Origin of the sequence: Streptomyces hokutonensis (genome assembly GCF_042751305.1) — a bacterium.
Lineage (GTDB): Bacteria > Actinomycetota > Actinomycetes > Streptomycetales > Streptomycetaceae > Streptomyces > Streptomyces hokutonensis_A.
Map to the genome: position 1 here is coordinate 202,093 of NZ_JBHYWD010000018.1, position 9,750 is coordinate 211,842.

Genomic DNA, 9,750 nt, shown 5'->3' on the forward strand with positions numbered 1-9,750 from the left:
CGTGTGCACACCGGACGTTCCCCGCACCGTTCCCACCGCTTTCCCGTCAGGCCCGGTCGTTTCCCTCACTCCGGGCGCATCCACTGCTCCATCACCGACAGCAGATGATCGGGATCGACCGGCTTGGTGACGTAGTCCGACGCGCCGGACTCGATCGCCTTCTCCCGGTCGCCCTTCATCGCCTTCGCGGTCAGCGCGATGATCGGCAGCCCGGCGAACTGCGGCATCCTGCGGATCGCCGTCGTCGTCGCGTACCCATCCATCTCGGGCATCATGATGTCCATCAGAACGACCGTCACATCGTCGTGCTGCTCCAGGACTTCGATGCCCTCGCGGCCGTTCTCCGCGTACAGCACGGACAGCCCGTGCTGCTCCAGGACGCTCGTCAGCGCGAAGACGTTGCGGATGTCGTCGTCGACGATCAGCACCTTCTCCCCGCCGAACCGGATGCCCCGGCGCGGCGCCGGCGCCGCCTCCTCGGCGGCCCACTGGTCCCGCACCGTCTGCCCGAGTTGCATGGACTGCTCGACGGCCCTGCGACGCCTCCTGAAGAGCGCGGCGGCACCGTTCTGCGTCTCGTGGTACGACTTCACCTCGGCCGGCGTCTCGATGTCCACCTCGCTCCGCTCGGACAACTCGGCGAGCTCCGCCGCGGACGACGCCAGGAGGTCGCCCGCCTCCAGCGCGGGCAGCTGCTGGTAGCCCTGCGGGGGCAGTTCGCTCGGGTACAGCGGCAAATACAGCGTGAACGTCGAACCGCGTCCCGGTTCGCTCTGCGCGAAGATCTCACCGCCGAGCAGCTGCGCGATCTCCCGGGAGATCGACAGCCCGAGACCCGTACCGCCGTACTTGCGGCTGGTCGTACCGTCCGCCTGCTTGAACGCCTCGAAGATGACCCGCATCTTGCTGCCCGCGATCCCGATCCCGGTGTCGGTCACCGAGAACGCGATCAGGTCGGCGTCCGCGTCCCGCAGCGAACCTGCCTCCAGGAGCTGCTCCCTGATGGCCACCGGCACATCCGCGCCGGCCGGCCGGATGACCAGTTCGACCGCTCCGGAGTCGGTGAACTTCACCGCGTTGGACAGCAGGTTGCGCAGCACCTGGAGCAGCCGCTGCTCGTCGGTGTGGAGCGTGGCGGGCAGTTCCGGCGACACCCGGACGGACAGGTCGAGGCCCTTCTCCGCGGTCAGCGGGCGGAAAGTGGCCTCTACGTAGTCGACGAGTTGGACAAGCGCGATGCGGGTCGGCGAGACGTCCATCTTGCCCGCCTCGACCTTCGACAGGTCCAGGATGTCGTTGATCAGCTGGAGCAGGTCGGACCCGGCGCCGTGGATCGTCTCGGCGAACTCGACCTGCTTCGGGGAGAGGTTCCCCTCCGCGTTGTCGGCGAGCAGCTTGGCGAGGATCAGCAGCGAGTTGAGCGGTGTGCGCAGCTCGTGCGACATGTTGGCGAGGAACTCGCTCTTGTAGCGCATCGACACGGCGAGTTGCTCGGCGCGCTCCTCCAGGACCTGCCGGGCCTCTTCGATCTCGGTGTTCTTGACCTCGATGTCGCGGTTCTGCTGGGCCAGCAGCTCGGCCTTCTCCTCCAGTTCGGCGTTGGACGACTGGAGGGCCTTCTGCCGGTTCTCCAACTCGGCCGACCGCTCCTGGAGTTGCTCGGTCAGCTCCTGGGACTGCTTCAGCAGCAGCTCCGTCTTGGTGTTGACGGAGATGGTGTTGACGCTGGTCGCGATCATCTCGGCGATCTGGTTGAGAAAGTCCTTCTGGATGTGCGTGAAGGGCGTGAAGGAGGCCAGCTCGATGACGCCGAGCACCTTCCCCTCGAAGAGCACCGGAAGCACGATCACCTGCGCGGGCGGCGCCTCCCCGAGCCCCGAGGAGATCTTCAGATAGCCGCTGGGGGCGTTCTCCACGAGGATCGTGCGTCGTTCCTGGGCGGCCGTCCCGATCAGCGCCTCACCGGGCCTGAACGACGTCGGCATGGAGCCCATCGAGTAGCCGTAGGACCCGAGCATGCGCAGTTCGTACGCCTCGTCGCCCTCGGCGTCCGCCAGGGGCAGCGCGAGGAAGAACGCGCCGTGCTGCGCGGAGACCACCGGTGTCAGCTCGCTCATGATCAGCGAGGCGACGTCGTCCAGGTCGCGGCGGCCCTGCATCAACGCCGAGATACGGGCGAGGTTGCCCTTGAGCCAGTCCTGCTCCTTGTTGGCGATCGTGGTGTCGCGCAGGTTGGCGATCATCTTGTTGATGTAGTCCTGGAGTTCCTGGATCTCCCCGGACGCGTCCACGTCGATCTTCAGGTTCAGGTCGCCCCGGGTCACCGCGGTCGCCACGCGCGCGATGGCACGCACCTGGCGGGTCAGGTTCCCGGCCATCTCGTTCACCGACTCGGTGAGGTCGCGCCAGGTACCGTCGACGTCACGCACGCGTGCCTGACCGCCCAACTGGCCTTCCGTGCCCACCTCGCGGGCCACCCGGGTGACCTCCTCGGCGAAACTGGACAGCTGGTCAACCATGGTGTTGATCGTCGTCTTGAGTTCCAGGATCTCGCCGCGGGCGTCAATGTCGATCTTCTTGGTCAAGTCGCCCTTGGCGATGGCCGTGGTGACCATCGCGATGTTGCGCACCTGACCGGTCAGGTTGGACGCCATGCCGTTCACCGAGTCGGTGAGGTCCTTCCAGGTGCCCGCCACACCCGGCACATGCGCCTGGCCGCCCAGGATGCCGTCCGTGCCCACCTCACGGGCCACCTTGGTGACCTGGTCGGCGAACGAACTCAGCGTCTTCACCATGGTGTTGAAGGTGTCGGCGAGCTGCTGGACTTCGCCGCGCGCCTCGATCGTCACCGTCCGGGTCAGGTCGCCGTTTGCGACGGCCGCCGCGACCTGGGAGATGTTCCGCACCTGCATGGTCAGGTTGTTGGCCATCAGGTTGACGTTGCCACTGAGGTCCTTCCAGATGCCCGTGATGCCCGGCACGTGGGCCTGGCCGCCCAGGATGCCCTCGGTGCCCACCTCACGGGCCACCCGGGTCACCTGCTCGGCGAACGACGACAGTTGATCAACCATGGTGTTGACCGTCGTGACGAGCTCAAGGATCTCGCCCTTCGCGTCAACAGTGATCTTCTTGGACAGGTCGCCCTTGGCGACGGCGGTCGTGACCTCGGCGATCTGGCGCACCTGGATGGTCAGGTTGTTCGCCATGAAGTTCACCGACTGCGTGAGGTCCTTCCAGGTGCCGGAGACACCCTGCACCTCGGCCTGACCGCCCAACTGCCCCTCGGTGCCCACCTCGCGGGCCACGCGCGTGACCTCCTCGGCGAACGAGGACAGCTGGTCGACCATCGTGTTCAGGGTGTTCTTCAGCTCCAGGATCTCCCCGCGCGCGTCCACGGTGATCTTCTGGGACAGGTCACCCCGGGCCACCGCGGTCGCGACCTGCGCGATGTTGCGCACCTGGGCGGTGAGGTTGCCGGCCATGCCGTTCACGGAGTCGGTCAGGTCGCGCCACACACCGGCGACACCGGGTACCTGCGCCTGCCCGCCCAGCCGGCCCTCGGTGCCCACGTCGCGGGCCACCCGGGTCACCTGGTCGGCGAACGCGGAGAGTTGATCGACCATCGTGTTGATGGTGTTCTTCAGCTCCAGGATCTCGCCGCGCGCGTCCACGTCGATCTTCTGGGACAGGTCGCCCTGGGCCACGGCCGTCGTCACCTGGGCGATGTTGCGCACCTGGGAGGTCAGGTTCCCGGCCATCGAGTTCACGGAGTCGGTGAGTTCCTTCCAGGTGCCCGAGACGCCGTCCACGCGCGCCTGGCCGCCGAGCCGGCCCTCCGTGCCCACGTCCCGGGCCATGCGGGTCACCTGGTCGGCGAACGACGACAGTTGGTCGACCATCGTGTTGACGGTGTTCTTCAACTGAAGCATCTCGCCGGACACATCGACGGTGACCTTCTGGGAGAGGTCTCCGTTGGCCACGGCCGTCGTCACCTGCGCGATGTTGCGCACCTGGCCGGTGAGGTTGCGGAACGCGGTGTTGACCGAGTCGGTCAAGTCCTTCCATGTACCGGCCGCGCCCGGCACCTGCGCCTGGCCGCCCAGTTCACCCTCGACACCGATCTCGCGCGCCACGCGCGTGACCTCGGCACCGAACGAGGACAGCTGATCGACCATCCCGTTGACGGTGTTCTTCAGCTCCAGCATCTCGCCGGCCACGTTCACCGTGACCTTCTGGGACAGGTCACCGCTGGCCACGGCGGTGGTCACGGCGGCGATGTCCCGCACCTGGATCGTCAGGTTCCGGAAGACCGTGTTCACCGAGTCGGTGAGGTCCTTCCACGTCCCCGCCGCACCGGGCACGTTCGCCTGCCCGCCGAGCTGCCCCTCGGCACCGACCTCGTTGGCCACGCGTGTGACCTCGTCGGCGAAGGTGCGCAGTGTCTCGGTCATCTGGTTGATCGTCTCGGCGAGCTGGGCGACCTCGCCCCGCGCCGACACGGTCACCTTCTGCGACAGGTCACCGTTGGCGACGGCCGTCGTCACCTGGGCGATCCCGCGTACCTGGGCCGTCAGGTTGCCGGCCATGATGTTCACCGAGTCGGTGAGGTCCTTCCACACCCCGGCCACACCCGGCACCTGCGCCTGGCCGCCCAGCTCGCCCTCGGTGCCCACCTCGCGGGCGACTCGCGTCACCTCGGAGGAGAACGACGACAGCTGGTCGACCATCGTGTTGACGGTGTTCTTCAGCTCCAGCATCTCGCCGGCGACATGAACGGTGACCTTCCGGGACAGGTCGCCCTTGGCGACCGCCGTGGTCACCAGCGCGATGTCCCGCACCTGGGCCGTCAGCCGGTACGCCATCGTGTTGACGGACTCCGTGAGGTCCTTCCAGGAGCCGGACATGCCACGCACGCGTGCCTGCCCGCCGAGCTTGCCCTCGGTGCCCACCTCGCTGGCCACGCGCGTGACCTCGTCGGTGAACGTCGACAGCTGGTCGACCAGATTGTTGACAGTCCGCCCGACCTTCAGGAACTCACCGCGCAGCGGATGCCCGTTGCCGTCGTCGTGCGCCTGCGTCCGCAGTTCCATGCGCGGCGACAGATCACCCTCCGCCACCGCGGAGAGCACCCGTCCGACCTCGGAGACGGGCCGTACGAGGTCGTCCACGAGCGCGTTGGAGGCATCGATGGCCGAGGCCCAGGAACCCTCGCAGGCGGCCGTCTCGAGCCGCTCCGTGAGCTTTCCCTCACGGCCGACCACGCGCCGTACCCGCGACAGCTCACCCGTGAGGTGCAGATTGCGGTCGGCCACCTCGTTGAACACGGCGGCGATCTCCGACATCACGCCGTCGCCTGACACCGTGAGCCGCTTGCGGAAGTTCCCGTCCCGCATGGCGACCAGAGCGGTCAGCAGCCGGTCCAAGGAGGCCGCGTCCACTTCCGTGGTCCCATTGCGCGGTTTGCGCTGGTTCTTCAGGGACTGTCCGCCTTTCGCGCGCGTCTTGGTGGCCCGCGTCGCTGCGCCAGACTCCACTGTGTCCCTCCCGCAGGGGTCGACCATTGCTACTGCTGTGCTGGGTGCTGCTGCTCGGCGTTTCGGTCACTGCCGCGTATCTCTGCCCGGTTTACCGGCCTTCAACAAGGCCCGCTGCCCGCAGTACACAGAAGACACCCGGTCTGCCCGGACCTTCACCAGAATCCTGCCCAGTGTTTCACCCTGCCTGAACCAGGCCATAACAGTTCGGCAGCTTCGCACATCGTCCGCACACCCTCCGGACGGAAACACCGCGACCGGCATCCGCATGGACGGTGAAGGTAAGTAACCTTGCATGCGGCTGTCCAGCCGCGCCGGTTCCGTCCGGCCTGGGCGGTGGCACGAGCACGAGCGGGCAGGCATCGGAGGGGCACCGCACCATGACCACCGGACTGCATCCTGGAGGAACGCCCCAGGATCCCCCGCCGACCGGGAACCAGCCGTTGCCCCGGCAGGCGCCGATCGGCCATGGGCCCCTGCCCACCGACAACAGGCCGAGGAGTTCTGTGATCACCGCGCGCGCGGCAGCCAGCTTCGAGCCCGTCGGACGATCGGTCGCCACCGCGCGGTCCTTCGTCCGCGACACCCTGCAGGGCTGGGGCTTCGCCGACATCGTCGACGACGCCGTGGTCCTCACCAGCGAACTGGTGACCAACGCCGTGGTCCACGCGGGCACGGCCGCGGATGTTCTGTGTCTACGGAGCGACGACGGCGCACGGATCGAGGTCGCCGACCACTACCCCGAACGCGAAATCCCCCTCCAGGGGGCCGCGATCACCATGAGCAGCCCCGACCGCGAGGGCGGCCGCGGCCTCCAGCTGTGCGCGGCCCTCGCCAGCCGCTGGGGCGTGGACTACACCCCCACACAGAAGCTGGTCTGGTTCCAACTCGACCTCCCCGCCCGCCCGGTGGGCACCCGCGCGGCCGGCCCGTCCCTGCCCGCCGCCCTGCTCCCGCTCGCCGACGGCAGGGTCCGCGTCGCGGTCGTCCAGATCGACCGTACGGGCTCCATCGCGTCCTGGAACGAGGACGCGGAGGAACTCTTCGGCTACGCCGCCGAGCAGGTCACCGGCAAGCCCCTGACCGACCTCGCGGCCTGGCCGCACACCCCGGGCACCAGCACCGGCATCGCCGAGGCCCTCCGCCTCTCCCGCTGGGAGGGCAGTTACGGCATCCGCGGCGCCGACGGCCGCGTGATCCCCGTGTACGCCTCCCACCTCCGCGTCCGCGACACCGGAGGCGAGCCGTCAACCGTGTGCCTCCTGGTGAGGGACCACGAACGCGCGGTTCTGCAGACCCCGATGCGGGGCCCCGCCCCCGACGCGGCGTCCACCCCGGACGGCCAGAACACCGACCCCTTCGAGGTGTTCATCGGCTCCCCGGCGCCGGACGACCTCGACGGCCTCCTCCAGCGCACGGTCGAGCGCGCCCGGGACATGCTCGACGGGGACTCCGCCTTCCTCCTCCTCGCGACGGACGACGAAACGGAGTTGGAGGTCCGCGCGTCCACGGGCCTGCCCTCCGCCCGCCAACGCTTCGCGCGCGTGCCCGTCGAGGCGGGCCCCGGCCGCTACGGCTCCGCCCGCATGCCGGCCGTCCACGAGGACCTCCAGGCCGTCCCGGGCGCCGTACCGCTCCTCAGCGGCACCGGAATGCGCTCGGTCGTCACCGTCCCCCTCAAGGTGGAGGGCCGCCTCACAGGCTCCCTGGGAGTCGCCGCCGAAGGCCCCAACAAGTACTCGAACGAAGAAGCCCTCCGCCTCCAATTCGCCGCCGACCGCATCGCGTTGGCGGTCGAGTCGGCCCGCCTGGGCGAACTCGAACGCCTGCGCCGCGGCTCACTCAGCTTCCTGGTGGAGGCCTCCGACCTCCTCGCCGGCACCCTGGACCGCGACCAGACCCTCGCCCTCATGGCCCAGATGACGGTCCCGACCCTCGCCACCTGGTGCGCGGTCTACACGATCGCCGACCAGGCCTCCGACCCTTACCTCTCGTACGTCCTGCACGAGGACGAGGAACTCATCGACGGCATCAAGTCGTTGCTCTCGAAGATCGCGCCTCCGGACCCGGTACCCACCCCGGGCGCCCGCGTCTGGGCCGCGCCTGCCGAAGCAGCCCACCAGGCCGCCCTGCGCACCTCCATGCGAAACCTTGGCCTCGGCGAACCGACCCGCCGCGTCAGCTCGGGCATCGGACCGACTCTCGCCACGGCTTCGGCAGTCGGCGGCGAAACAGTCGTCCTCCCCCTCGTCGCCCGCAACCGCGTCATCGGCATGCTCACCCTCGGCAAGCCCACCGACGAACACTTCCGCCAGGAAATCCTGGAACTGGCCGAGGACTTGAGCCGCCGAGCCGCCCTCGCCCTCGACAACGCCCGCCTGTACTCGGAGCGCACGGCCATCAGCCAGTCCCTCCAGCGCAGCCTCCTGCCCCCCGACCTCCCGCACATCGAGGGTGTCGAGGTCGAGGTCATCTACCGCGCGGCCGGCGAGGGCAACGAAGTGGGCGGCGACTTCTACGACTTGTTCCCCATCCGCGACGGCGTCTACGGCTTCGCCATCGGCGACGTCTGCGGCACAGGACCCGAGGCGGCCGCGGTCACCGGCCTGGCCCGCCACGCCCTCCGCCTGCTCGCCAGAGAGGGTTTCGGCGGCCCAGCGGTCCTGGAGCGCCTCAACTCCGCGATCCTCGACGAGGGCGCCCGCAGCCGCTTCCTGACCCTCCTCTACGGCGAGTTGTGGCCCCAGGAGGACGGCAGCGCCAAGCTGAAGGTGGTCTGCGCCGGCCATCCCCTCCCGCTCCGCCTACGCCAGGACGGCACGGTCGAACCGGCCGCCGAACCCCAGCCCCTGCTCGGCGTCATGGACGACTTGGAGCTCTACGAGCAGACGATCACCCTTGACCCGGGTGACGTCCTCCTGTGCGTCACGGACGGCGTCACCGAACGCCGCGAGGGCACCCGCATGCTGGGCGACGACGGCCTCACGGACGTCCTCACCACCTGCACGGGCCTCACGGCCGGTGCGGTCGCGGCCCGCATCATGCGCGCGGTCGAACGCTTCGCGTCGGACGCCCCGTCCGACGACATGGCCATCCTCGCCATGCGGGTCCCGGGCCTCCAGAAGGACTGACACCCGAACACGCAAAAGGCCCCGCCCAATTGGGCGGGGCCTTTCAGTTACTGGAGCCCTCTAACGGAATCGAACCGTTGACCTTCTCCTTACCATGGAGACGCTCTACCGACTGAGCTAAGAGGGCCTGTCGCTTTCGCGAGGTTTCCCTCGCGGCGACGAAAAGAATCATACCCCGAACAGGCCCGTGCGCCCAACCACCGTCACCCGACCCCGACTCGATCAGAAAGCGGGCTGCAGCAGTCCCCCGAGCGCGTTGCACGCAGAAACGATCCGCTGCATCTCTCGCTTCGTCAAGGACGCGTCGACCGGCAGCGCGAGCGTCTCGTCCGCGGCCCGCTCGGTCTCCGGCAGCGACACACAGCGCCGGAACTCCGGCAGCCGGTGCACAGGCGTCTTCACCGGCACCCGGCACTCAACTCCCCTGCCCCGCACAGCGCGAGCGAAGGCATCGCGATCAGGCCGCCCGTTCCCCGGCACCCGCACGATGTACTGCTGGTAGGTGTGGCCGTCCCCACCATCGGGCGTCCGCACCCCACGCAACTTCGCATCAAGATAGGAAGCCCGTTCCCGCCGCTGAGCCACCTCGTCGTACGGCGCCTCGGACTCCCCCTGCTGCAACACCAACAGCCCGTGCCGCTGCCCAACCCCGAGCAGCCGCGCCATATCGGCCGACCGCCCGAATCGATGTACGACAACTATGGCCGCCGTACGGGGAGTTACGGCCGCTTCGACAGCGGACGCGTCCAGGCAGTAGGTCACCGGATCTATGTCGGCGAACACCGGGAGCCCACCCGCGAGAGTGACGGCCTCGGCGACTTCCACGTTCCCGAACGCCGGCACGACGACCTCGTCACCGAGTCCGACGCCTGCGGCCCTGAGCATTGCAGCAGTACCCATGCTCGGATGGTGATTGCGCAACGTGAACTTCAAGTGACGCCCAACAAAAAAGGGTTGGACCCCGAACCGAAGTTCAGGATCCAACCCTTTCAATATTTGTTCGGCGGCGTCCTACTCTCCCACAGGGTCCCCCCTGCAGTACCATCGGCGCTGTAAGGCTTAGCTTCCGGGTTCGGAATGTAACC

General features: G+C 68.4%; 3 protein-coding genes, 1 tRNA gene and 1 rRNA gene. 1 reads left to right on the forward strand and 4 read right to left on the reverse strand.

What is annotated here, in order from left to right:
* Positions 1–65: 65 nt before the first annotated feature.
* Positions 66–5,534: a HAMP domain-containing protein gene (locus ACFXC1_RS37015; protein WP_381251296.1), complete on the reverse strand. Its 5,469-nt coding sequence runs from the start codon at positions 5,532–5,534 to the stop codon at positions 66–68.
* Between the two features lie 380 nt (positions 5,535–5,914).
* Between ACFXC1_RS37015 and ACFXC1_RS37020 the strand changes: the two genes are divergently transcribed.
* Positions 5,915–8,665, forward strand: a complete 2,751-nt coding sequence (locus tag ACFXC1_RS37020) for a SpoIIE family protein phosphatase (RefSeq protein ID WP_381251298.1) — start codon at positions 5,915–5,917, stop codon at positions 8,663–8,665.
* A 51-nt stretch (positions 8,666–8,716) separates the two neighbouring features.
* Here the strand turns inward: ACFXC1_RS37020 and ACFXC1_RS37025 are convergent.
* The 3 genes from ACFXC1_RS37025 to rrf all read right to left on the reverse strand — a co-directional run.
* A tRNA-Thr gene (locus tag ACFXC1_RS37025) sits at positions 8,717–8,792 on the reverse strand.
* A gap of 95 nt (positions 8,793–8,887) precedes the next feature.
* The gene (locus ACFXC1_RS37030; RefSeq protein ID WP_381251305.1) at positions 8,888–9,550 is read right to left on the reverse strand and encodes a DegT/DnrJ/EryC1/StrS family aminotransferase; all 663 of its coding nucleotides are present in this window, start codon (positions 9,548–9,550) and stop codon (positions 8,888–8,890) included.
* A gap of 113 nt (positions 9,551–9,663) precedes the next feature.
* A 5S ribosomal RNA gene (gene rrf / locus ACFXC1_RS37035) occupies positions 9,664–9,750 on the reverse strand; the annotation flags it as partial.